23 protein-coding genes are annotated in these 22,472 nt (G+C 54.1%); 7 read left to right on the plus strand and 16 right to left on the minus strand.

Features of this window, described 5'->3' with window-relative positions; translation table 11 throughout:
- The first annotated feature begins 193 nt into the window (after positions 1–193).
- Positions 194–1,522, plus strand: a complete 1,329-nt coding sequence (locus tag OU421_RS08590; RefSeq protein WP_268185684.1) for an acetyl ornithine aminotransferase family protein — start codon at positions 194–196, stop codon at positions 1,520–1,522.
- Positions 1,523–1,673: 151 nt separating this feature from the next.
- Here the strand turns inward: OU421_RS08590 and OU421_RS08595 are convergent, their stop codons facing one another.
- From OU421_RS08595 to OU421_RS08620, 6 genes are all read right to left on the minus strand, one after another.
- Positions 1,674–2,426, minus strand: a complete 753-nt coding sequence (locus tag OU421_RS08595; RefSeq protein WP_268185685.1) for an ABC transporter permease — start codon at positions 2,424–2,426, stop codon at positions 1,674–1,676.
- Positions 2,426–3,409: an ATP-binding cassette domain-containing protein gene (locus OU421_RS08600; protein ID WP_268185686.1), complete on the minus strand. Its 984-nt coding sequence runs from the start codon at positions 3,407–3,409 to the stop codon at positions 2,426–2,428. Before OU421_RS08600 ends, OU421_RS08595 begins: the two co-directional genes overlap by 1 nt.
- Positions 3,406–3,924, minus strand: coding sequence for a PadR family transcriptional regulator (locus tag OU421_RS08605; RefSeq protein ID WP_268185687.1), 519 nt, complete (start codon positions 3,922–3,924; stop codon positions 3,406–3,408). Before OU421_RS08605 ends, OU421_RS08600 begins: the two co-directional genes overlap by 4 nt.
- Before the next feature lie 304 nt (positions 3,925–4,228).
- Complete coding sequence (locus tag OU421_RS08610; RefSeq protein WP_268185688.1) at positions 4,229–5,029, minus strand: glycosyltransferase; 801 nt, start codon at positions 5,027–5,029, stop codon at positions 4,229–4,231.
- A 5-nt stretch (positions 5,030–5,034) separates the two neighbouring features.
- Positions 5,035–5,874: a UbiA prenyltransferase family protein gene (locus tag OU421_RS08615; protein WP_268185689.1), complete on the minus strand. Its 840-nt coding sequence runs from the start codon at positions 5,872–5,874 to the stop codon at positions 5,035–5,037.
- Between the two features lie 162 nt (positions 5,875–6,036).
- Positions 6,037–6,621: a TetR/AcrR family transcriptional regulator gene (locus OU421_RS08620; RefSeq protein ID WP_268185690.1), complete on the minus strand. Its 585-nt coding sequence runs from the start codon at positions 6,619–6,621 to the stop codon at positions 6,037–6,039.
- Positions 6,622–7,025: 404 nt separating this feature from the next.
- Here OU421_RS08620 and OU421_RS08625 point away from each other — a divergent pair, with 404 nt between their 5' ends.
- A complete protein-coding gene (locus OU421_RS08625) occupies positions 7,026–8,174 on the plus strand; it encodes an iron-containing alcohol dehydrogenase (protein WP_268185691.1) in 1,149 nt (382 codons plus the stop codon).
- 183 nt (positions 8,175–8,357) lie between these two features.
- Here the strand turns inward: OU421_RS08625 and OU421_RS08630 are convergent, their stop codons facing one another.
- On the minus strand, positions 8,358–9,848 hold the full coding sequence (locus tag OU421_RS08630; protein ID WP_268185692.1) for an RNB domain-containing ribonuclease: 1,491 nt from the start codon (positions 9,846–9,848) through the stop codon (positions 8,358–8,360).
- A gap of 168 nt (positions 9,849–10,016) precedes the next feature.
- Here OU421_RS08630 and OU421_RS08635 point away from each other — a divergent pair, with 168 nt between their 5' ends.
- Positions 10,017–10,526, plus strand: coding sequence for a hypothetical protein (locus tag OU421_RS08635; protein WP_268185693.1), 510 nt, complete (start codon positions 10,017–10,019; stop codon positions 10,524–10,526).
- 39 nt (positions 10,527–10,565) lie between these two features.
- Here the strand turns inward: OU421_RS08635 and OU421_RS08640 are convergent, their stop codons facing one another.
- On the minus strand, positions 10,566–11,396 hold the full coding sequence (locus OU421_RS08640) for a mechanosensitive ion channel family protein (RefSeq protein ID WP_268185694.1): 831 nt from the start codon (positions 11,394–11,396) through the stop codon (positions 10,566–10,568).
- Between the two features lie 203 nt (positions 11,397–11,599).
- Positions 11,600–11,854, minus strand: coding sequence for an RNA recognition motif domain-containing protein (locus tag OU421_RS08645; RefSeq protein WP_268185695.1), 255 nt, complete (start codon positions 11,852–11,854; stop codon positions 11,600–11,602).
- Positions 11,855–12,091: 237 nt separating this feature from the next.
- Here OU421_RS08645 and OU421_RS08650 point away from each other — a divergent pair, with 237 nt between their 5' ends.
- A complete protein-coding gene (locus OU421_RS08650) occupies positions 12,092–12,952 on the plus strand; it encodes an ABC transporter ATP-binding protein (RefSeq protein WP_407659723.1) in 861 nt (286 codons plus the stop codon).
- 83 nt (positions 12,953–13,035) lie between these two features.
- On the opposite strand, the gene OU421_RS08655 is transcribed toward OU421_RS08650, so the two are convergent.
- On the minus strand, positions 13,036–13,479 hold the full coding sequence (locus OU421_RS08655) for a DUF504 domain-containing protein (RefSeq protein ID WP_268185696.1): 444 nt from the start codon (positions 13,477–13,479) through the stop codon (positions 13,036–13,038).
- Between OU421_RS08655 and OU421_RS08660 the strand changes: the two genes are divergently transcribed.
- On the plus strand, positions 13,470–13,616 hold the full coding sequence (locus OU421_RS08660; RefSeq protein ID WP_268185697.1) for a hypothetical protein: 147 nt from the start codon (positions 13,470–13,472) through the stop codon (positions 13,614–13,616). The genes OU421_RS08655 and OU421_RS08660 overlap by 10 nt on opposite strands.
- A gap of 79 nt (positions 13,617–13,695) precedes the next feature.
- Positions 13,696–14,964: a serpin family protein gene (locus OU421_RS08665; protein ID WP_268185698.1), complete on the plus strand. Its 1,269-nt coding sequence runs from the start codon at positions 13,696–13,698 to the stop codon at positions 14,962–14,964.
- Positions 14,965–15,103: 139 nt separating this feature from the next.
- Here the strand turns inward: OU421_RS08665 and dnaJ are convergent, their stop codons facing one another.
- The 5 genes from dnaJ to OU421_RS08690 all read right to left on the minus strand — a co-directional run bounded on the left by dnaJ (position 15,104) and on the right by OU421_RS08690 (position 20,448).
- Entirely contained in the window at positions 15,104–16,174 is a 1,071-nt protein-coding gene (gene dnaJ, locus OU421_RS08670) for a molecular chaperone DnaJ (protein ID WP_268185699.1), read from the minus strand.
- A 16-nt stretch (positions 16,175–16,190) separates the two neighbouring features.
- Positions 16,191–18,065 carry a molecular chaperone DnaK gene (gene dnaK / locus OU421_RS08675; RefSeq protein ID WP_268185700.1) on the minus strand — a complete coding sequence of 625 codons (1,875 nt, stop codon included), beginning with the start codon at positions 18,063–18,065 and terminating at the stop codon, positions 16,191–16,193.
- Positions 18,037–18,585 carry a nucleotide exchange factor GrpE gene (locus OU421_RS08680; RefSeq protein WP_268185701.1) on the minus strand — a complete coding sequence of 183 codons (549 nt, stop codon included), beginning with the start codon at positions 18,583–18,585 and terminating at the stop codon, positions 18,037–18,039. The genes dnaK and OU421_RS08680 overlap by 29 nt, the downstream gene beginning before the upstream one ends.
- Positions 18,586–18,899: 314 nt before the next feature.
- Positions 18,900–20,099, minus strand: coding sequence for a DUF4367 domain-containing protein (locus tag OU421_RS08685; protein ID WP_268185702.1), 1,200 nt, complete (start codon positions 20,097–20,099; stop codon positions 18,900–18,902).
- 181 nt (positions 20,100–20,280) lie between these two features.
- On the minus strand, positions 20,281–20,448 hold the full coding sequence (locus OU421_RS08690) for a hypothetical protein (RefSeq protein ID WP_268185703.1): 168 nt from the start codon (positions 20,446–20,448) through the stop codon (positions 20,281–20,283).
- Between the two features lie 57 nt (positions 20,449–20,505).
- Here OU421_RS08690 and OU421_RS08695 point away from each other — a divergent pair, with 57 nt between their 5' ends.
- Positions 20,506–21,396, plus strand: coding sequence for a 4Fe-4S binding protein (locus OU421_RS08695; protein ID WP_268185704.1), 891 nt, complete (start codon positions 20,506–20,508; stop codon positions 21,394–21,396).
- A gap of 89 nt (positions 21,397–21,485) precedes the next feature.
- On the opposite strand, the gene OU421_RS08700 is transcribed toward OU421_RS08695, so the two are convergent.
- The gene (locus OU421_RS08700; RefSeq protein WP_268185705.1) at positions 21,486–22,235 is read right to left on the minus strand and encodes a SagB/ThcOx family dehydrogenase; all 750 of its coding nucleotides are present in this window, start codon (positions 22,233–22,235) and stop codon (positions 21,486–21,488) included.
- Positions 22,236–22,472: the final 237 nt, after the last annotated feature.

Genomic DNA, 22,472 nt, shown 5'->3' on the forward strand with positions numbered 1-22,472 from the left:
TGCTCAGGTGTGCTTTTCCCCGGCCTGTTTATTCAGTATAGCCATGATGGTTGCCAATTATCGGGAAAATCGTGTATGTCCCGGCCAAATCTGAAAATCAGAATTCCGGGCAGGCGGTGTCACTCCCTGCGTCAATGAAAGTCTCTCTCCGTTATGACGACGGGTATTATATACAGGAATAGTATCTTACACCATGGATCCTCTCATACGAATCAGGCCGCCAGGCCCGCAGGCACAGGCCATTCTCCGCCGGGATGCAGGGGTCATCTCGCAGTCGATGGTGCGGGAATATCCGCTGGTGGTCGACCGGGCGGAGGGCATGAATCTCTGGGATGTGGATGGGAACCGCTACCTGGACTTCTCTGCAGGTATTGCGGTGATGAATATCGGGTGGAACCACCCTGACGTCGTGCAGGCGGTCACCGAACAGGTGCAGAAGCTCTCCCACGGGGCATTTCTGGATTACTGCTCGGAAACACCTGTCCGGTTTGCAGAAAAACTGGTCTCCATGCTCCCGGATAACCTGAACCGTGTCTATCTCTCAAATTCCGGGGCCGAAACTATCGAGGCAGCCCTGAAGCTGGCCCGCCACCATACCAAACGGAAATACTTTATCGCGTTTTACGGGGGATTTCACGGGAGAACCTTCGGTGCGCTGAGTCTGACTGCATCACGGGTCATCCAGCGCAAATATTTTGGCCCGTTTCTGCCGGTCATCCACGTACCGTATCCGAATCCCTACCGTCCGTTCGGGTTTAAAACAGAGGCCTGTGATGTGGATGTCATCCAGTACATCGAAGAGGAGGTATTCCCGATGGAGGTGTCGCCCGAGGAAGTGGCGGCGATTATCGTTGAACCCATTCAGGGGGAAGGGGGATATGTGGTTCCGCCCCTGACATTTTTAAAACGCCTGCGTGAGGTATGTGACAAACACGGTATTCTCCTCATCGTCGATGAGGTGCAGTCGGGATGCTTCCGGACCGGCACCTTCCTTGCTTCAGAACAGTTTGGGATTAATCCTGACATTGTCTGCCTCTCAAAAGCCCTTGGTGGCGGGTTCCCGCTGGGTGTGACGGTGGCTTCAGAGGATGTGATGACCTGGCCACCCGGATCGCATGCAAGCACCTTTGGCGGGAATAATGCCGCCTGTGCGGCAGCCCTTGCCACCCTCACCGTCATGGACCAGCCCGGATTTGGCGAGCATGTTATGGAGATGGGGGAATACCTGACCGGGAAGCTGCGTGCCCTGCAGAAACGGCATCCGGTAATTGGCGATGTGCGGGGAATCGGACTGATGATCGGTGCAGAACTGGTCCGTGACCAGGTGACAAAAGAGCCCGCGAAACAGGAGCGCAGTTATGTACTGACAGAGTCTTTTAAACGGGGACTCACGATGCTGCCCGCAGGTGAATCCGTGATCCGGTTCTGTCCGCCGCTTGTGATTGAAAAACGCCATATCGATACCGGTATGAATATTCTGGACCATTCGCTGGAGTTGCTGCAGCCGGTGATCGCCATCTGACCGGAGGTGTCCGGCATTCCGACGGGATGCGGCCGGCAGGACGGGTGGGCTGGTACCGGGGTCCTGCCGCCTGCCCTTGCAGCCCCTTGCAGCCGGAGGGCTCCCCATGGCGGATCGGTTTTTTCCGTTACTCCTGCTGTTTCACTCTTTTTCAGATGGATGCCTTCCGGAAGAGCAGGGCACCTATGACGATCATCGCGAGCGTGCAGACACCGAGAACCGCGGCACTCACGAGGGGGTGAATGGGGGAGGTGCCCATGAGACCGTAGCGAATTCCCTCCACGCCGTAGGTGAGGGGGTCAACGAGTGTCAGCGGCACCACCCATTCCGGCAGGCTCTCGATGGGGAAGAGAGCGCCGGAGAGACCGAATATCGGGAAGACGACAAAGTTCATGATGAGCTGGAACCCGTGCATATCCTCCATTTTTGAGGCGATGGCAATGCCGAACGCCGCAAAGCAGATGCCGATGAGCGCCATGAAGAAGAACGCGATGGCAAACCCGGCGACTCCCGGGATGCTGAGACCTATGAAGAGGGATATCACGAGGATGATTGCGCCCTGAATGACCGCGGTCGTCGCCCCGCCGACCGTCTGACCGAGCATGATCTCAAGCCGGGAGACCGGGGCGACGAGGGTCTCCTTGAGAAACCCGAACTGCTTGTCCCAGATGATCTGGATGCCGGAGAAGACCGACGTGAAGAGTACGCTCATCGCCACGATGCCGGGCACGATGAACTGGATATAGTCCTCCCCGGCGCCGCCCGGAATCCGTACGACCGCATTGAGTCCGAACCCGAGAGCGAGGAGGAAGAAGACGGGCATCCCGAGGCTCCCTACAATCCGGCTCTTCGAGCGGATATAACGCTTGATGCTGCGCAGCCAGAGGGTGTAGACGATATCCATCAGTGGCGCCTCCCCATCATCTTCATCCGGAGAATGTTCGGGCCCGTCGCCTCTTCTTCGCGGATTGTCTTGCCGGTGAAGCGGAGGAAGACGTCCTCGAGGGTGGGTTTGCGGACGGATACCGCGGTGATCGTATAACCGTTCTCACCGAACTGCTGGATGAGCTCGGTGATGTGGGTGTCTGCCTCCTTGAGGCGAAGTGTCACCTGACCGTCATGGTGGTCTGCCCCTGCAATCCATGGGGCCGTGACCTCTCTGGCGATGCGGGACGCATCCGGCGAGGTGACGGTGACGACATCGTCCCCCACCCGGCTTTTGAGGGCATCGGGCGTGTCCAGGGCAATGATCTTACCGTGGTCGATGATCGCGATGCGGTCGCAGAGGCGGTCGGCCTCGTCCATGTAGTGGGTGGTGAGGATGATGGTGATCCCCCTGGTTTCGTTCAGGTTATGGATGTAGTCCCAGAGATGGTTGCGGGTCTGGGGGTCGAGACCGAGGGTGGGTTCGTCAAGGAAGAGGACCGCCGGTTCGTGCAGGAGGCCCCGTGCGATCTCGAGACGCCGTCGCATGCCGCCGGAGAAAGTCTTCACGAGACTGTCTTTGCGCTCCTCGAGCTCGACGAGGCACAGGAGGTCGGTGATCCGTTTCTCCCGAATGTCCTTCGGAATGCGGTAGAGGCGGCCGTGGAAGTCCATATTCTCCCATGCGGTCAGCTCCTCGTCGAGGCTCTGGTCCTGAAAGACGATGCCAATGGCCCGGCGCACGCCGTCCTGGTCGGCCGTCACATCCGTGCCGTTGATGAGCGCCCTGCCTGTCGTCGGTTCAAGGAGGGTGGAGAGCATCGATATGGTCGTCGTCTTGCCGGCGCCGTTCGGGCCCAGAAGGCCGAAGATCTCCCCGCGTTCGATGGTAAAGGAGATGCCGTCGACCGCCGTGAAGTCGTCGAAGCGTTTGGTGAGGTTTTCCACGTGAATCGCGGTCATATCTCACCCTCTCCCTCATCTTCTTCGGTTTCTTCTTCCAGTCCCCGGAGAGCACTGAGACAGGTGTCGAGAATCTCTGATGCCGCCTTGTGTTTATCCTCCGGGAGGTCACGTACACTCTCCCGTATCTCCCACATCTTCTCTGCGAGGGATGCGAATTCTTTCCCGAAGATATCGGAATGGATGGTTCTCAGGAGCCGGAAGTTTTCATGCGACTGGTGCCGGTATTTTTTGAGCTCTGCAAGGGTTTTCTCTCCGTCCGGTGTCAGGGCGTAGATGGTCTTTGCCCGTGCGCCGGTCTCATGGGGGGTAATCAGCCCTTCATCTGCGAGGTGGCGGAGCATTGGGTAGAGTGTCCCTTTGCTGGGCACCCACTCTCCTTTGGTCACGTCATCGATCTCCCTGAGGATGTCATACCCGGTTTTCGGTTCCCGATGCAGGGAATGCATGACATACAGGGTGATAAGCGACCGTGTGTGGCCGTCTTGTGTGGGAAATTTCAGAACGCCTTTCATGGTGTGATCACGGTGTCTCCTGATTTTCATTCATGTTTGTTCATTTCCGAACGGTTCGGTAACGTACTATTGGTTGATTGACACATAAGGATGTGGGTATCGACAGTTTTTCCAAAAGACCGGCACCTGATCGGTTGCAATGACGAAAAACGGGCGAAATCGCAGAACATGTGATAGAGAAGAGAATTGCTGAAAAATGCATCGGAATAATTTGCCGGTATGGTTCGATACCAGAATGCAGCGCGATTTCAATCACAATGCCCCTGAAAAATCTGATTGTCAGGGGTTTTATCCCCCCCTTTTTTCAGTCGAATCGTGGACCGTTCAGAATTAATTTGCACCAGGCAGAGACAATCTTCTGGCGTGCCTCTTTCAGGTCAGTGGGTTTGGTAAATCGCTGAAAGGTAATTGTTCTCGGTTGCGGATATTTCAGGAGTCCCTCCTCACTTCCGGTGATGTGGTAGTGATAAAATCCGGTGATATAGATGCAGGTATACGGCAAAATTCCTTTCAGCCGCCGTGCAGAGGTCTGGACTGCTGTACGGCGATCGTAGGTGCACCGGACGCCTGCTTCAGCGAGTCGCAGCGAGAGGTCATAATCCTCGAGGATGGATATGTTCCGGTGGCCGCCGGCCCGCATATACGCATCCTTTTTCACGGCAAAATTTGACCCAATCAGCCAGTAAAACCCGAAATGATGAAGCAGGAGATAATTCTTCCGCCATCCCTGTATGACGCACGAACGGATGGTTTGGTCATAAAACCGGACGGGTCCTGTGCAGACATCATACCCGTCGGTGGTGAGTTCTTCCTGAATTGTCTCCAGCCAGGTGTTCGGATGGCGGGTGTCGGCGTCGGTGAAGACAAGGATGTCACCCGCTGCTGCCATAGCCCCTTCTCCGCGGGCCCCGCCGATACCGGCCCGATTCTGGAACATGACCCTGTCTGCGAGACCTGCGGCAAGATCACAGGTGTGATCCGTGGAACCGCCGTCGACAACAATGATCTCGTAGGAGTCCCGCGGGATTGTCTGGTCTGTTAGCGACTGGAGACAGGCAAGGATGGTATCTTCTTCATTGAGTGCGGGAATGATTACTGATATCATAGGGTTCACCGGGTGCGGAATATGCGATTGTTCATGAACAGGCAGTACCCTCGTTCTGCCTCTGGTAGCAGAATCTGCCGGCAACTGTAGAGAGGATAGGCGATAAGGAACATCAATATCACGGCGTTCGCCACAATGTCGACCGTAAACCACCATGCCATCAGTTCCAGTGTGATGATGGAGAGCATCGCAGAGACACCCAATATTAACGCTCCGTTTTTCAAACCGATACCAACAACGGTCGTATACGTGGTGCCAAGGTCTTCGTGATAATCCATGATTTCATGTGCAATCAGTGCTTCACAGCAGATGAAGGTGCAGACCAGCGCCGCAGCTGCAGGAAGAGATACCAGTTCCGGAATCCCGCCACCGGCAAGGGCATATCCGGTAAGAAACGGCAATCCCCCAAACATCACACCGTGACAGATAATATCTGCTGCAAACCGGTCCTTGAGCCGTGCCGGTGTTGCTGAATAGAGCGTCAGTGCGATCAGACAGAGGAGGGTGAAGACAAATCCTATGCCGGATATTGCGAGTGATAGAAGGAGTGGTATTCCTGCGAGCACTCCACACATCGCGATGGTCTCCTTCTTTGAGACAACCCGGTCAGCAAGGGGGTTTTTCCCCGTTTCTGCCTTACCTGAATGTTTACTGTCAATCTCTGCGTCATACAGATTGTTGATGACAAATCCATATGCGGTGATGCAGAAGAATAGCGCAAAGACGGTAATTAATTCTGATGTGATCCCTGCGGCGAGGCATGCCCCTGCGAGTGGAAAGAGCGGATAAAATTTAACCCAGTCCCCTGTGCGGAGCATTTTTCGGTATCCCTGTATTTTGTCCATTGTATACTGTTCCTGTTTTTTTGTGTCCGAAAGATTACTGTATGGTAAATCGCCTGATATTCTCTGGATTATCTTCAAATGATGGCATATTCCGGCGGATGCCTGAAATAACAGCCCTCGAGGTATGTGATGCCATTTTCCCAAACTCTGGTTCTTCCTGTTTCACTGTTTCTGCTCCAGTCCGCACCACATAGACGCAACCGACTGTTCGATGGTCTCTTCAACATCGCTCTGTAATTTTCCGATGGTATGAAGATGGATCAGCATGAAGTTCGGGTACCAGAAATTTGCGAGAAACACCTCTCTGTTAACTCCTTTCAGTATCCCCCGTGATACTGCTTTCCGGTACAGATCATCAAGGGCAGAGAACCGGATGACAACCTCTTCTTTTGCTTTTTCCGTGATATTCGGTGAGGAAGAGAACTGTTCAAAGAACAGGGTTTTTTTCGGATTTTCAAACATCCAGTGGAGCACCTGCCGTTTAACATTTTTTATCTGATCTTCCACCGGGATTTCCGGACGGATGGCCTCATCCACTGCATCAGCGAGTGCCCGGTGAATAGAGCTGTAAAGGGAATCTATCAAATCCTCTTTTGTTCGAAAGTAGCGGAAGAGTGTTCCTGCTGACACACCGGCACGCTCCGATATCTGCTGTGTCGGTGTCGCATGAAATCCCTGGGTTGAAAAGAGATCAACTGCAGCCTCCATCAGCGCCCTGCGTTTTTCTTCAGATAAATGTCTGCTCACGTGATGCCTCCCGAATCTTCGGATCGTTTGCAAATCCGTAATAGTATTTTCATCTCCCTGTTTAAATGAGTAATCGCTCACTCATTACAATTTGTCACTTTTTGGGATACATTTGTATAAATTTACGAATTAGACGGCGATTTTGTTTCGGAAATCCGATTTTTAAATGCTTTCCCTGGGCTGGTGTTGCCCCTGTTCTCCCCGTGCCGGTATCTACGGAGCATCTGTATTCTGTTTCTGTCCACGGAGGGAAGAGGGGGTGAACCTGAAGAGTCCTTTATTGTTGATTCACTGGGAGGATATTGGGAGATCTGTTGGGATATGCGGGATAACCGATTTATACTATCCTGATTCTATGAATGAAACGGGCATATGCTGGATATGCCAGAAGGAGGAGTCAAAAAATGGTCTACACGTTTTATAACCCAAAGGTCGCTCTGATGGGGGCAGGATGCGTTAGAGAGATTGGAAATCAGGCGACACAGCTTGGGGGAACGAAGGCACTTATTGTCTGCGGCGTTTCAAAACACGGGAAGGAACTGGCTGAAAATATTGCGGCACTTCTGAAGGGTTCCGATGTCGCATCCGCTGTCTTTGCGGGAGCAGAACCCAATCCCACAGATACCAGTGTGCAGGCAGGTGCAGAGATGTATGCACGTGAATCCTGTGATCTGATTGTTGCAGTTGGCGGCGGCAGTCCGATGGACTGTGCGAAAGGCATTGGGATTCTCGCCACAAACGGCGGTGAAATCCGCGATTATGAAGGCACTGGTCATACCCTGAAGCCTCTTCCGCCGCTTATTACGGTGAATACCACCGCTGGTACGGCAAGTGAGATGACAAGTTTCTCCATCATCACGGACACAAAACGACACATAAAAATGGCACTGGTTGACTGGAGACTGACCCCTGATGTGGCCATCAATGATCCTGAACTGATGGTGAGTATGCCGTCGTCTCTTACCGCGGCGACCGGTATGGATGCCCTGACGCATGCGGTCGAGGCATTTGTCTCAACGATTGCAACACCCGTGACCGATGCGGCAGCACTGAAGTCCATTGAACTGGTTGCCACATACCTTCCCCGCGCAGTGAGTGAAGGAACCGATATGGAAGCACGTGAAATGATGGCGTATGCCGAGTACCTTGCAGGCATCGCCTTTAATAACGCAAGTCTCGGGTATGTGCATGCGATGGCGCACCAGCTCGGCGGCTTCTACAATCTCCCGCATGGCGTCTGCAATGCGATTCTCCTGCCGCATGTCGGGTCATTCAACAAAGAGGCTGTACCGCAACGGTTCGCCATCATTGGGCGGGCCATGGGGGTAGATGTTACTGGAATGAGCACCGAAGAAGCTGCTGAGGCGTCTATCGGTGCAATCAAAGAACTCGCCGCTGCAATCGGTATCCCGTCAGGCCTTGCTGAAATTGGAGCGAAGGAAGAGGACCTTCCGGTTCTTGCAGAGAATGCCATGAAGGATGTCTGTGGCCTGACCAATCCAAGAGAGGCAGACCTGGACGAGATTATTGCCATCTACCGGAGTGCGATGTGAGAAGGTAGTGCAGAGGCCTTTCCCCTCTTTTTTCGCTGGTATTCAGGGTAGTTATTTGGACTGCACCGCGTAAATCGCAATCCTTTCAGAAACAGAATACTAATGGGAAACCGGACCGGACTGTGGGAGGTGCCGGTACGGTATCACTGTGGTTCCCGGTCTCTTTGCGAATTGAAAAAACGATTATGAAAACCGTCTGATGCCCGGTCTCTTACCCGTACACTCAAAGTCAACATAGCCCCTCTCGGGATCGGTGTGAATCAGGCGGACGATGACTTTGTGACCCACTTTCAGACACCCTTCTCCCCGCATAACTCTCCCTTCTACCGGTGGTTCGATAAGCCTGACATAGGTGCCTCTCTCGGAAGCACCGGTGACAAACCCTTCAAATTTCTCGCCGATTCTGTCCTCCAGGAGGACTGCCGCTGCCGCTTTGCGCATGAATCGTTCCACTTTCTTGGACCTTTTCTCCCGGTCAGAAAGCCAGGCGGACTCCTCCTCCAGGTCTTCATAGGTATATGGACAGTGGTCGCCTTCAATGGCTGATTTCACCAGACGCTGGATGATGAGATCCGCGTAGCGCCTGTTCGGTGCGGTTGAGTGGGTATAGTCGGTGACTGCAAGAGCAAAATGGCCGACCGGTTCCCGTTTCGGGTCGCGGGCAATATATTCTCCGGGCCCCATCAGTTTGACGATGGTGAGGGAGAGGTCGGGAAAGGTGTCGGGATCCCGCTCCCGTTCATAATCGAGGAACCGGGAGAGGGATTTTGCATCCGGTCGTGACGGGAGCTTCCAGCCGTATTCCGCTGCGGTGTCAACGATTTCATCCCAGTATTTCGGGGTGACAACAACCCGCTCGATCATGGGCAATCCGGCATCTTCCAGGTATGCAACCGTCGTCCCGTTAGCGGCGACCATAAACTCCTCGATCACCTGCCTTGCTAAATCCTGACGCTGGACGACAAGATCTTTCACCCGTCCCTCTTCCATCACGGGCTCTGCCTCGATGGTCTGGAGGTCAAGGGCGCCATGCTTCATGCGGTAGCGTCTCAGCCGCTGTGCAGCCTCATGCTGCATCAGGATCTGTTCTTCGAGCGCCGGCACATCACTAACCGTCACCGGAATGTCGCGTGTTCCTTCCAGCCACTCTCCGACCTCCTCATAGATGAGCTTCGCCTTGTTTGCGACGGTGGCCCGGTACAGACTCCCATGGCGGGTATTCCCGTCCGGGAGAACGGTGTACTCGATGACCACTGCTTCGCAGTCCTGCCCCGGCAGAAGAGAGGTAATTCCTTTGGAGAGATGGTCAGGGAGCATGGGGAATGTAACGATCCCCGTATAGACCGATGTGCCGTTATGGGCTGCATACCGGTCTGCCTGTGAGCGTTTTGGTACGTATGAATCGACATCAGCAATGGCGACTTTCACATGGATCTCACCTGCTGCCCCTTTTTCGCAGTATTCAATCTGGTCAAGGTCCATGGAGTCCCAGTTATCGATGGACGACCAGAGGAGAGACGTGAGGTCATGGGAATCTATTTCCCCGTCATGGATTTTTGGTTTGATGACCTCTACTTCGCGGAGGACAGAACGGGGAAATTCAGGATAAAATCCGAATCTTTCCATCGTGTCCCATGCGATGGCAGTGAGGTCAATTTCCTGTCGTCTGTTCATGCTACTGAGATAGCATCTGTTTCAACACTTAAATACCTCTGGGAACGAATGGCGACAGCATATGTCATGTCGTGTTTTGTATGTTCACATCTGCATTCCGGGATGGTATGAAACGGATGAATGACGTCTTATACCATGGGCCCAGAGTATTTTTCCGTGGACACATGTATGGTTACAGATCAGGGCACGGACTCTGGGTCCGGCGGTGGTGACGGGTCAGATAGTATTCAGCGATTATTTGGCCGGCCGTTCTTCCTGAGTCTCACCATCGGGGTTCCGTTCTGTATCTTCAAATTGCTCTTTGGTGTCACTGCAGTCCGCATCGGGCTGGATGCCGCACAGACGCCACTCGTGATATTTGGCTGGGTAGTGGTCATCTGGGCAGGACTGGATCTCCTCATGAACGGTGCAAGAAGCGGGTTTGATCTCATGGAGAGACCGTCCCCCCTGGAATACTGTACCATTGCACAGGTGGGACGTATTGCCCGGATGCCGATGGTATTTCTCGGGATTGATACCCTGCTGTCGTTTTCCATCATCTGTGGTATGCTATGGTCGGGATGGATCACGACACTGACACAGACGGAGGCATATCTCTGGTATGCGGCAACAACCCTGAACCTGATCAGCCTCTCGGTGGTCTCCATCTATACGGAGTACCGGCGTCTGGGGCGGTAGGGCCCCGCCGGGCGGGAAAAAAGAGGGGTTGTTAGTGTCTCAGTTCCCGTTGAAATTGATGTCCATCTGCGGGTATGGGATCTCGATTCCGGCTTCAATGAGTTCGGCATATAACGTCCGTTTCAGCTCGGACTCGGCATGGTAGTAGGCATCGGTATCGACCCATGCCCGGAGCTGCAGCGTGATGGCATAGTCTGCCATCTCACGGAACCGGACGTATGGGGCGGGATCCGTATGAATGCCGGGCGTCTTTGCTGCGGCAGAGAGAGCCGCTTCGATGGCTTCACTGATCGGGGTGGCATATGCAACCTGGTACAATGTGACAATCATGCGTGTCGGCATTTTTGATACATTGGTGATGGGCTGGTTCCAGGCGCTCCCGTTCGGAACGATGATCCGGGTATTGTCAACCATTTTGAGTTCGGTTGACATCATATTCATGTCGGTCACGTAACCGTGGTTGCCGGCGATGGTGACCTCATCGTTGATATCATAGGCGCGGGAAGAGGCGATCCAGACACCGGATGCGAGGTTGTTGATGGTGTCCTTCATCCCGAACCCGAGGACAAAGGTGACGAGAGCAGACACACTGATGATCACCGCCTCGATGTCCTCGTCGAGGAAGGCGAGGGCGATGAGGACGACGACGAGATAGAGAAAAAACTTGATCGCGTTCGTGATGTGGATCATCATGAGCCTGGGTATCCGGACGTCCTTCTCGCCATACGACTCGATCTTTGCGGCGAGAATGCGGACGATGATATAGCCAAGAATTAGGGTGATAATGGCAAAGGCGATGTTTTCAACCGGGTTTTCAATGACCCGGTAGACGTTGATGGGTGGGAGAGAGATATCTGATGTTGTTTGCATGGCAAAACCCCGGGGGAACAGGTCCTATGTAATGAAAAGTATTCTTTCGGATTGATTTATACACATTGATTTGTTTGGGTGGAGTGCTGAGAATGGGCCATCAGGGTGCTTAACGCTCGCGCTATACCAGATATGCTGTGTTTCCCGACGGGTTTGTTCCTCTTTTGACGGATGCACCTGTCGTTTCTGTACGTCTGGAATTATTATGGCCGTCTCTCGTTCTGGTAGATGGGACGGGCGTCTTCCACCCGTAGGGTCCGTCCTTCAAATTCCTTTCCTGCCATAGCTTCCCTTGCCCGTTCTGCCCCTTCGAGTGTCGCAAACGTGACAAACCCGAATCCCCTGCCACGGATCATTTTCACTTCCTTGAGTTCACCGAACCCGGAAAAAACGTCCGTGAGTTCATCTTCTGTCATGGAGTGCTTTAGATTTCCAATGTAGAGTTTGTGGCTTTCCATGGTTATCCTCTGAACAGGAGGTGTAATCAGCCCCATCCGGTAAGAATGTTTTGGTAATGCGGGTATGGCCTACTGGTGTATCTGCCGTCAGATACTCTTTTTTACGCCCATATTGTATTCGTTTATGTCTTGGCATGGGAAGAGCCGTGTGTGTCGCAAAACCGTAGATGATGGTGTGAGAAACGGGTATTCTGACTCGGAAGTGCGATTTCGGGTAAATTGGGGATTTGGTGGGAAATGTTGATATGCACTCTTCCCGATAGTTTTCAGGCTGTGTTATCCATGGATGCCAATACTACTCTTTCCGGGCAAAGCTCTCTGCCCCCGCTTTTAGAGTTTCGGGATGTGACGGTCGTGAAGGACGAGAAGAAACTGCTCGACTCGCTTACGGTTACCATTTATGAAGGGGAGCATGTTGCGATTCTGGGACCGAACGGTGCCGGAAAATCGACGTTCATCAAAGCTGTCATGCGGGAGTATTATCCGCTGAGAGGGGAGGATGTCATATTCCGGGTTGGTGGAAAAGATGTCTGGCATGTAACAGATCTCAGATCCAACTTTGGGATTGTTTCCAATGAACTGCAGTACACCTTTACCCGTGAGATCACCGGACGCGATGTTGTTCTCTCCGGGTTTTTCTCCAGCATCGGTCTCTGGTGGAATGAGGCGACGCCTGAAATGGAGCAGAAAACAGATGAAGTTCTCAGATTCCTTGAGATTTCACATCTTGCTGACCGGCTGATCACCACGATGTCCTCCGGTGAGGCCCGACGGTTTCTGATTGGTCGGGCGCTGGTCCATGACCCAAAGGCGCTGATCCTCGATGAACCGACAACGAGCCTCGACCTCCATGCCCTGCACACCTTCCGTGCCACCCTGAGAAAGATTGCGCAGGCAGGCACCGGCATCATCATGGTGACGCACATGCTCTCTGATATCATCCCGGAGACGTCCCGCATCATCCTGATGAAGGACGGGAAGTTCTGTGGTGACGGCCCGAAGGCAAAGATGCTGACAGACGAGCATATTGGCGGGCATTTCGGAGTGCCTTTACATATCCGGGAAGAAGACGGCTGGTATTACGTGACAGGATACTGATGTGGTCTGGGACGGCAGGGACTATTGAGAGGGTGTGGTTCAGGGTGGCTGCGGGGGGATACGGGTTGACGGCGTAACCCGGATTATTCCTGTTTTTCCCAGATGGGGATGCCTGCATAGGTTATTTTCAGGATGCGGTGATAGGGAATCGGGGTGGTCCCAGCGGTTGAAATCACTTCAAAATAGTCCCGGTCAAGATTGGTGATATATTCCCCTTCGGCAGTAGAACGGTCATTCGGTGCCCCCCGGTCGGTATATTCAACGGTGGCTTTTTTCATGTCAAACTCCGGGTCATGCCAGAGGCGGAGGAGGAGGGCATGGGTGGTGCGCATGATGGGAGATAGGGGCGGTAATGGTATTTCAGAGTTATCGCCGGGTTCGCGGGCGACCTCCTGGGAGGATACATCGCAACGCTCATTCCGGTTGACTATCTGACAACCCTCTTTGGGCTTGTGATCCTTCTCAGTTCCATCCGGATGCTCACGGCAAAACCCCCAACGCCATTCCCGTCGATGACGTGCTGACATTCCTTCTCTGGGGCATTCCCCTCGGGATCGTCTCCGGTATCATCGGCATCGGCGGTGGTGTGATCCTGATTCCGGCGATGGTCTATATGGGGCTGAAGATGACGGGCGTCTTCACCTTTCTGGGTCTCCCTCTCTAATACCCATCCTTTTTTGATAGGTGCGGATGGATTCGTAATTATCACCATCAATATATAAAATCAGGGCTGAATACCCTGCATGAAGAAACAGGCATTCCTTATCGGGGCTGCGGCCTGTATCATCCTTCTCTGCATCTTTTTTGCCGGGTGCACTGATACGGATGGCGGTCCTGACGATACCCCACCTGCCACGGAAGGTGCGGATACTGTTGTGGAGGCAAACACCCTCTTTGCAAATGACTTGTACCACACGCTCAGCAGCGATGAAGAGTATGCGAATCAGAACCTCTTCTTCTCACCCTACAGTATTTCAACCGCCCTTGCACTGACCTATGAAGGGGCGAAGGGGACGACCGCAGAGGAGATACGTTCGGTCTTTTATTTCCCTCTGGATGACGCCGTCCGGCAGGAAGGCTATGCGTCCCTCATCGCCGGGCTGAACCGTCAGGACGCTGCGTACACCCTGAAAACGGCAAATGCACTCTGGGCAGAAGAGAGCTACCCCTTCCTCCCCGCATATATCGAAACAGCACAGCAGTACTACGCAGCGGAAGTCAGGAATATGGACTTTATCTCTGCCCCCGATGAGTCGCGGCTGACAATTAACCGGTGGGTGGAAGACAAGACCGAAGACCGGATAACAGACCTCATCCCCGAAGGGGGCATTACTCCCCTCACACGCCTGGTGATAACAAATGCCGTCTATTTCAAGGGGACCTGGGTGCTGCAGTTTGATGAAAACAAGACTCATTCAGCAACGTTTCTTACCGATGGGGGAGAATCGGTCACGGTGGATATGATGCAGAGGACTGATGATGACGCCATCTACCCCTACACCGAGACAGACGATCTGCAGATTCTCAGGATGCCGTATGAACATGAAAGCGGGAAGGCCCTCTCCATGCTGGTTCTTCTCCCGAAAGATGGCGATATCACCACGGCAGAAACCGCTCTCGGCACCACAGAACTTGCAGATGCCATTGCATCGATGGAACCAGGGCAGGTGGAGGTATTCTTCCCGAAGTTCACCATGGAGACGACATACTTCCTGCCTGACACTCTTGCAGGTATGGGGATGCCGACCGCATTCGGGGATGAAGCAGATTTCTCCGGCATGGACAACACCCGTTTCCTCTTCATCACTGATGTCATTCACAAGGCCTTTGTGGAGGTCAATGAAGAAGGAACCGAGGCCGCCGCCGCGACTGCGGTTATTGTCGGACGGGGGGTATCGGTAGAGCAACCGGTCCCGGTATTCCGGGCGGATCATCCGTTCATCTTCCTGATAGAAGATGACGAAACCGGCAGTCTCCTCTTTATGGGCAAGGTGGCAGACCCGACCGCCTGATACCTTACCTGACGGCCCCCCTCTGTTTTCCCTCTTTTTCAGGACTCCCTTTTCCGGGTGAAAATCCTTAACCGAAATAAATCGGTAAAAGCAAAAAGGGAAAATCACACTGTTCATTGCGTCCGGAAACGTTTTTTATTCAGGTAAGGCCGGAAAAGGTCGCACTCACCTGCTCTCTCTGTTTCTGAGACAGGTTCTTTGGAATATTCACGACGACCTTTACCAGCAGGTCACCCCGCCTGTCCGATCCCAAAAATGGCATCCCCTGCCCCCGGAGCCGGAAGGTGGTATGGCTCTGGGTGCCCGGCGGAATCGTGAGGCGAGCCGTTCCCGTGAGGGTCTGTACGGTAATCTCCCCCCCCAGCAGTGCGGTGCGCAGGCCGATGGCGGTTGTACTCTGGAGATCTGCACCGTGCCGTTCAAATGAAGGGTGAGGTCTGATATGCACAACGGCATACAGGTCACCGGGGGGCCCCTGCCGCATGCCGGGCTCCCCCTCGCCTGCAATTCGCAGGAACTGGCCGTCTCTCACTCCGCGGGGAATGGATACTTCTATCCGTCTGGTTTTTCGTATCGTCCCGCTTCCATGGCAGGTTTCGCAGGCTTTTCCGATGATCTTTCCCCGGCCCCCGCAGTCCGGGCACGGGGCGATGGTCACGACCTGCTGCTGACCGCTCTGCTGCACCCGACGGATCTCACCGGTACCCCTGCAGGTGGGGCAGTCCCGCATAAATCCGGGCTGACCACCGGTGCCATGGCAGGTCGTGCACTCGTAATCATGCGGGACTTCAACCGTGTTTTTTATCCCGTAGAATGCATCAGTCAAAGAGATCTCGATATCATACCGGAGATCCGCCCCTGCCCTGCTCTGCGGTCTTCCGGCTCGTCCCGTTCTCCCGGAGAAGACATCAAAGATATCACCCAGACCAAAGTCGCGGAAGAGATCATCATAACTCGGCGTCTGATACCCCGCAAAGTCACCGGGAGTAAACGCTGCATCCCCCACCTGATCATACTCGGTCTTCTTTTTGGGGTCGCTCAAAACCTGGTAGGCTTCGTTGATCTCCTTGAACTTCGCTTCTGCCTCTTTGCTGCCTTTATTGAGATCCGGGTGATATTTCCGTGCAAGCTGGCGGAATGATTTCTTTATCTCATCCTCTGATGCATCCCGTGAAACACCCAGAGTTTCGTAATAATCTTTTTTGGCCATCCGTTAGTAAAAAAGATTATTTCTCGTCATGGACCTCGAAATCAGCATCCACGACATCTTCGCCGCTTTTCCCTTCTGCCGTCTGTTCCTCACTGCCTGCATACCCCGTCTGTGTTCCTCCTGTCTCTGCCTGCTGCTGTGCCGTCTGCTGGTATACCGCAGAACCAGCCTCACTCAGGGCGTTGCGGAGATTTTCTGTCTCGGATTTGATTTTGTCCGTATCCTTCTCTTCCAACGCTGCCTTCAGGGCGGTTATCGCGGCATTCACTTTGTCGGTCTGTTCGCTGCTTAATTTGTCCGAGATCTCTGAGAGCGTCTTTTCTGCCGTATATACCAGGGAATCAGCTATGTTGCGGACCTCGACTTCTTCTTTTCGCCTGCGGTCCTCCGCTTCATACTCTTCTGCCTGATGCACCATCTTTTCGACATCTTTTTCTGAGAGTTTTGTCGATGCGGTGATTGTCATCTTCTGCTCCTTGCCGGTACCAAGGTCTTTCGCTGAGACATTGAGGATGCCCGAGGAGTCAATATCAAAAGTGACCTCGATCTGGGGGACACCCCGCGGTGCCGGCGCGATGCCGACGAGGTTAAACTGCCCGAGGCTCACATTGTCGGCCGCCATAGGCCGTTCGCCCTGGAGCACATGTACGGTCACCGAGGTCTGGAGGTCTGCTGCGGTTGTGAATATCTGGCTCTTTTTGGTCGGGATGGTGGTGTTTCTCTCGATCAGTTCGGTGCGGACGCCGCCCAGTGTTTCGATGCCAAGCGTCAGGGGGGTGACGTCGAGGAGCACCATGTCCGTTATCTCACCTCCGAGGATGCCCCCCTGTATCGCCGCCCCCATTGCGACACATTCCATCGGGTCAATACCCCGTTCGGGTTTCCTCCCGATATGGTCTTCAATAAATTTCTCCACAATCGGCATCCGTGTCGGCCCGCCGACGAGGATCACCTTCTGGATGTCGTCTTTTGTCAGTTTGGCATCCTTTAATGCCTGTTCAAACGGGTGGATACAGCGTTTGATGGTTGGTTCGACGAGCTGGTCGAGTTTTGAGCGGGAGAGTTTCATCGAGAGGTGTTTGGGCCCTTCCGGCGTTGCCGAGACATACGGGAGGTTTATTTCGGTCTCAAGGACGGTTGAGAGTTCAATTTTTGCCTTCTCCGCCGCCTCTTTCACCCGGTTGACGGCCATCGTGTCCTTACTGATGTCCACCCCCTCGAGGCGTTTGTACTCGGAGACGATCCAGTCATAGACCGCATTATCCATGTCTGTGCCACCGAGATGGGTGTCGCCGGAGGTGGCAAGCACGGTGAAGGTGCCCCCTCCGAATTCCATGATCGTCACATCCAGTGTCCCGCCGCCGAGATCAAAGACGAGGATCTTATATTCACCCCCCCGGTCAAGTCCATAGGCCATCGATGCCGCAGTCGGTTCGTTCACCAGCCGGACGACATCCAGACCGGCGATTTTTCCCGCATCCTTTGTTGCCGTCCGCTGGTTGTCATTAAAATAAGCGGGGACGGTGATCACTGCCTTTGTAACGGTTTCTCCCAGGAATGCTTCTGCATCCCGTTTAATCTTCTTTAAGAGAAATCCTGATATCTGTTGGGGTGTGTAGTCCTTCCCGCCGATATGATAGGTATGGCTGGTGCCGATCTTTCGCTTTGCTGCGGTGACCGTCCCCGCAGGGTTGCTCACCATCTGCCGACGTGCAGGTTCTCCAACGAGCAGCTGGCCGTCTGCCGTGAACGCAACATATGAAGGAAACATCTTCCCCGCAACCGTGGCCCCTTCCGCCGAAGGAATGATGGTTGGTTTCCCGCCCATCATCACCGCCGCTTCGCTGTTGGATGTTCCCAGGTCAATCCCGATTATCTTCTCTTTCCCCATTTTTCTCACCTTTTTCTTCTGAAATGGTCTCAGCAACCATGACCTTCGATGGGCGGATCACCTTCGATTTCAGGCAATATCCTTTACCGATCTCTTCGACAATGGTGCCGGGCTCGTCAGTGCATTGTTTCCTGCAGACGACCTCGTGGAAATGCGGATCAGATTTTTTCCCAATGCATTCTATGGGTTCCAATCCGTAATCTGCCAGAATTTTAACCATCTTCTGGTATACCATCCTGACCCCCTTCTGGTTTTTTTCATCCTCAAGTGATGGCAGCGACTGTTCAAAATCGTCAAGGATGACCAGAAGGTCTTTTATCAGGTTTTCGTTTGCATGGGTAATGACCGACCCTTTCTCTTTCTCAGACCATTTCCGGAAATTGTCAAACTCGGCCTGGAGATATTTCAGCTGTTCTAATCGTTCTTCTGCAAGATTTGTCTGCTCTGCAAGTTCTTTTTCCAGCCGCTCAATCTCTGTGTTCAGTTTGAGTATTCCCGGTTCCCCATGATCTGCCGCCATTAATGAGGTGCTTTCACTCTCTGTGGATATTTAAGGTTTGCCTTGCAAGGGGTGTTTTGCCTGACATATATGGGGAATTTTATACAACTCCCAGGCGTCCTGTATCTTGCATGAGACCGTTTTTTGTCTCCGGGAGGCATGTCGAAATATTTCTGAATCAATGGGCGAAATAACCCCAATCAATGGAGATTATGAAAGATTCTGAGGAAAGATCTTTTTGACAGATACAATAAACAGATGGGATCCGTGGGATGTGGTGGATATTCGTCCGAAAATAGGTTATGAGAGAATTCTGTATCCAAAACCGTTCTCACCTACCCGGTAACGATCACCTCAACATGCCCTTCAGAATAATACATCCCTTCCCACTCCTCCTGATGCAAAATGATATACTCGCCGGGTGGGGTGGCAGCTGTGGTGGAGACCGTTATCTCCGGGTAGTAGGTCTCATTCGGATAGGCCATGAAGGCCGCCGGAGCTACGGTAATGTTCATCCCTTTCGGCATGGGCAACGTCTCAGCGGGGATGGAATGGGTGGCCACACGGGAGACGATATACAGGTGCACCATCCCGTATCCTTTCTCCCGTGATTCTGCCACAATCTCTCCGGTGTTTTCCGTCCCTGCCTTCACGGTGATGGTATCCGGCCAGAATATAACAGGGGTGCCGAAGTGGGATACGCCGGGTGTAATGAGATCCCCGGGAGCAGCAGAGGGAGTCGGTGTTGGCGTTGCAGACCCGCCGAAGGGTGCAACCGACTGCGCAACCCGGCGCAGTTCTTCGGTGTCGAGGTTCCCCCACAGCCAGTATGAGGTGTTGTCCGCTGTGGTCCATGAGATCTGCGTCTCGCTGATTCCCTCTACAACCTTCGCCTCTGCACCGTTCACTGTTACAGTTGAGTATTTCGGCATCGAGATGGCAAAGGCCCAGGGCGGATCACCGGCGGCGGTCTGCACCAGACGTATTTGTTCGTCTTGGCTGGTATAGTATATCTGCCGCCGGGGGCAGGGTTCTCCAAAGACCTGTACCTCGGAAAATCCATAGCCCTCTGGCACGTAGTATGGGGCGGCAAGCCTGCAGTCCGGGCCGGGTGCTTCCGCCGCCTCCTCCAGCGAGGCATATGTTACGGGAGGGCCGGTCTGCATGCAGGGCATCGGTTCCTTGACATACTGCCAGTATTCACGAACAACCGTGCGATTCGGCACGTCCACAAAGACATGGTAGACAGACGACAGGTTGGTGACACGCAATGCCACTTCCATCCCCCTCCATGAGACGGTCCCCTCAGGCCCGGCCGACTCAAACCCGCCGGGGCCGACACTCACGACCTCGTATGCGCCGGTATCAACCGGGATGTTCTCCTGCACCTCCGGGTCGGCAAGGGCGATTTCGATTGCCGCCTCGGTTTTGTTCACATCTGGCGTTTCTGCACTGTTATCAAGACATCCGGCTGCGAGCACCAAAGTGAGGCAGGCGATGCATATCCCGGTCTGCCATCCGTTCATCCCTCTCATTACCAGAGTATGTCACGGTTCTTTCGAAAAGAGTTACCCCACCCAGATGACGGAAGGTGACAACGGTCTCTGCAGGGTGGTGGAGAACGCGTGCCTGTCGTGTGGGATACCGATTCATACGTGACAAAACAGGGACGAGCGGCTGCGCTATCGAGACTGCCGGGATAATCGCGGAACGTTTTCACTCACCCATCAGGGGTATATCGCACGTGGGGCACTTCAGGCTCCGGCAGGGCACGCCGGGCGTCTTCTCAACGGTGTACCCGCACTGGGGACAAACGCATTTCGTCGGCGGGTTGCCACCCCGCTGCCTCCCACCGCGGAAGGTGGTGTCGGTTGGTTCGGTCATTGGGGGTATTCGGTCCCATCTCCCCATAACTCTTTTGCGTGCAGGGGGTGCAGGAGGGTGAGGATTGATACGCTGTCGCGCCCACCTCTTCTGCAGGTCATGACAGATACAAAGAAGAACGGGCAGGCCGGTGTCCTGCGTCTCCGTGAGGCCGGAATTGTTTCACTGAGAGTGAAGGCGGTGGCGGGTATGCTCTCTGCAGAGCAGCTTGAAGCACTGGCTGTAGTGGCACGGAAGTACGGGGAGGGCGATGTCTGCACGACTGCCCGGCTGAATATTGAGATGCCCGGCATACAAAGAGCGGATGTGTCGGATGCTTCATCAGCGCTTTCCGAAGCGGGTCTCGTCTTGGGCAGCACAGGTCCGTCTGTGCGATCGGTTGTTGCCTGCAAAGGCAGCATCTGTCGGCATGGGTGCTGTGACACCTTCGGGCTGGCCCGCGAGCTTGAAGAGACCGAGGGGGGCCGGCCCCTCCCACGGAAACTGAAGATTGCCATCGCAGGCTGCCCGAACAACTGCGCACGGGTGCAGTTCAATGACATCGGATTCATGGGACATCGCTACCCCCGCTTCGACGAGGATGCCTGCACACAGTGCAGTGCCTGTGAGACGGTCTGCAAAGAAAATGCCATAACAGTGACGGATGGTGGAATTCTCCTGTCCGCTGACCGCTGCATCGGGTGTGGTGACTGTATCACCACCTGTCCGCAGGATGCACTCAGTATAGCAGATGACAGGCTGACCCTCTTTCTCGGAGGCCGGGCCGGGCGCGAGATTCGTTTCGGAACAACGGTGCCGGGCCGTGTTGCAGAAGGGGATGTGGCAGCCCTCACCGAGCGTATCATTACCTATTTTGCAGAGAATGCCCATGATGGCGAACGGTTCGGGCAGATGATGGACCGGATGGGTGAGGAGACTGTCTTCAGGGATCTCGGATTTGATTCCTGAGAGGATAGGGACGGGCCCGTCATGACAGGGACTGTTTCGGTGCTGTGTATCTGTGAGGGGGTACAGACACCGGCAGGCATACCCTGAGATTATGTTATTCTGGTCGTAATTTTGCCCACGGCTGCAATATAAATGACAAACTGGGTTTCTCCGTCAAGGCCGAGGATCTGGTTCATCGCTTCATCATCAAATGCCCCGATGGCACAGACGCCGCATCCGACGGCCTCGGCACCGAGATAGAGATTCTGGCAGGCATGGCCCGCGTCAAGAAAGAGATACCGGTATCCCCGTTCACTGTAGCGCCATGTCATCCGGTCGGGCACCGCTGTCCAGATGATGGTAACCGCGTTCTTCTTTGCAAACTGCTGGTAGAGGCATGCATGGAATATTTTGTTGGTGATGCCCGGTTCAGCGCTGACCTCTGCAAGCAGGTGCTCAATGGCAAGGTAACGGTACAGTCCCGGCGCCACCCCCTCGACATTATTGACGAGCACATACGTCTCGAATGCATGGCGGGCACCGGCAGACGGCACCGTCCGAAAGGTATACTCACCAGTGACCTCCCGTTTTACACCCTGTGTGCACCAGAGCAAAAACGAGAGCTCGTCAAGCGTGATCGGCTCCTTCCGGTATGACCGTCTGCTTTCCCGGTGGAGGATGGCATCCCGGAGATCGATATGTGGCACCGTGACTGAGGCGGGAGCGGGTAGACGGATTGCCTCTCCGTTTCCGGGGCAGGGGAGCTCCACCGGCGGCTGGGGAATCCCCATCATCTGGCCTGACGGCTCCAGATACGGGTATTGTGTCTTCTTCAGAAATTCCTGACCTGTTTTCTTCATATTGTCACCACCTGAGTATATTCTCCTGAAACGCCGGGGATTTCAGGGGCAGATAGGTAGTGCAATCCTAAGGTCTTTTCCCCTGTTCCGGGTGTATGGAAGCATCTCGCTGCGGTATTCATCTGTTATTGCTGTCCCATCTCTGCATCCCCCGTATCAAAGATCAGGTCCTGGTACCGGAACGGGCGGTAAACAGAAAGCGGGTGATCCTGAAAAACCGGAGGGGAACTGATATGA

The sequence above is a fragment of the Methanogenium organophilum genome (genome assembly GCF_026684035.1).
Classification (GTDB): domain Archaea; phylum Halobacteriota; class Methanomicrobia; order Methanomicrobiales; family Methanomicrobiaceae; genus Methanogenium; species Methanogenium organophilum.

Excerpts from the sequence above, each read along its gene's own strand:
- OU421_RS08590 (WP_268185684.1), top strand. The coding sequence starts at position 194 with ATGGATCCTCTCATACGAATCAGGCCGCCAGGCCCGCAGGCACAGGCC.
- OU421_RS08595 (WP_268185685.1), bottom strand. The coding sequence starts at position 2,426 with ATGGATATCGTCTACACCCTCTGGCTGCGCAGCATCAAGCGTTATATC.
- OU421_RS08600 (WP_268185686.1), bottom strand. The coding sequence starts at position 3,409 with ATGACCGCGATTCACGTGGAAAACCTCACCAAACGCTTCGACGACTTC.
- OU421_RS08605 (WP_268185687.1), bottom strand. The coding sequence starts at position 3,924 with ATGAAAGGCGTTCTGAAATTTCCCACACAAGACGGCCACACACGGTCG.
- OU421_RS08610 (WP_268185688.1), bottom strand. The coding sequence starts at position 5,029 with ATGATATCAGTAATCATTCCCGCACTCAATGAAGAAGATACCATCCTT.
- OU421_RS08615 (WP_268185689.1), bottom strand. The coding sequence starts at position 5,874 with ATGGACAAAATACAGGGATACCGAAAAATGCTCCGCACAGGGGACTGG.
- OU421_RS08625 (WP_268185691.1), top strand. The coding sequence starts at position 7,026 with ATGGTCTACACGTTTTATAACCCAAAGGTCGCTCTGATGGGGGCAGGA.
- OU421_RS08630 (WP_268185692.1), bottom strand. The coding sequence starts at position 9,848 with ATGAACAGACGACAGGAAATTGACCTCACTGCCATCGCATGGGACACG.
- OU421_RS08635 (WP_268185693.1), top strand. The coding sequence starts at position 10,017 with ATGGTTACAGATCAGGGCACGGACTCTGGGTCCGGCGGTGGTGACGGG.
- OU421_RS08640 (WP_268185694.1), bottom strand. The coding sequence starts at position 11,396 with ATGCAAACAACATCAGATATCTCTCTCCCACCCATCAACGTCTACCGG.
- OU421_RS08645 (WP_268185695.1), bottom strand. The coding sequence starts at position 11,854 with ATGGAAAGCCACAAACTCTACATTGGAAATCTAAAGCACTCCATGACA.
- OU421_RS08650 (WP_407659723.1), top strand. The coding sequence starts at position 12,092 with ATGTTGATATGCACTCTTCCCGATAGTTTTCAGGCTGTGTTATCCATG.
- OU421_RS08655 (WP_268185696.1), bottom strand. The coding sequence starts at position 13,479 with ATGTCAGCACGTCATCGACGGGAATGGCGTTGGGGGTTTTGCCGTGAG.
- OU421_RS08665 (WP_268185698.1), top strand. The coding sequence starts at position 13,696 with ATGAAGAAACAGGCATTCCTTATCGGGGCTGCGGCCTGTATCATCCTT.
- dnaJ (WP_268185699.1), bottom strand. The coding sequence starts at position 16,174 with ATGGCCAAAAAAGATTATTACGAAACTCTGGGTGTTTCACGGGATGCA.
- dnaK (WP_268185700.1), bottom strand. The coding sequence starts at position 18,065 with ATGGGGAAAGAGAAGATAATCGGGATTGACCTGGGAACATCCAACAGC.
- OU421_RS08680 (WP_268185701.1), bottom strand. The coding sequence starts at position 18,585 with ATGGCGGCAGATCATGGGGAACCGGGAATACTCAAACTGAACACAGAG.
- OU421_RS08685 (WP_268185702.1), bottom strand. The coding sequence starts at position 20,099 with ATGAGAGGGATGAACGGATGGCAGACCGGGATATGCATCGCCTGCCTC.
- OU421_RS08690 (WP_268185703.1), bottom strand. The coding sequence starts at position 20,448 with ATGACCGAACCAACCGACACCACCTTCCGCGGTGGGAGGCAGCGGGGT.
- OU421_RS08700 (WP_268185705.1), bottom strand. The coding sequence starts at position 22,235 with ATGAAGAAAACAGGTCAGGAATTTCTGAAGAAGACACAATACCCGTAT.